The organism is Bacillus sp. SIMBA_008, assembly GCF_046535495.1.
GTDB classification, from domain to species: Bacteria; Bacillota; Bacilli; order Bacillales; family Bacillaceae; genus Bacillus; species Bacillus subtilis.
The window spans coordinates 1-234 of sequence record NZ_JAWRWL010001304.1 but is presented as its reverse complement, the minus strand read 5'-3'; the positions used below and the strand labels follow the sequence as shown (position 1 = coordinate 234).

Here is a 234-nt window from a genome sequence, read left to right as displayed (position 1 = left end):
CTTTCTGGGAGAAAGCGTTTTTTTAATTGCCGCCGCTTTATTGACTCGCCCATGCCGCGCCTTTATATTCTTATTAAGAGGAAAACTTCACCAAGAATCGGCGTCAGAAGCCGGGCAGCTTTCGATACAGTGCAATGATATTGAAAGGGAGATGAGCGGTGTGGAACATGTACAAAAAAATCAGTCACTCAAACAAAAGGATAAAGAGCTGATTTGGCACGCGATGAAAGGGGC

At 44.9% G+C, this 234-nt stretch carries 1 pseudogene; it reads left to right on the top strand.

The features are described 5' to 3' along the window. A pseudogene (locus SB658_RS27655) lies at window positions 1-234 on the top strand (hypothetical protein); the annotation flags it as partial.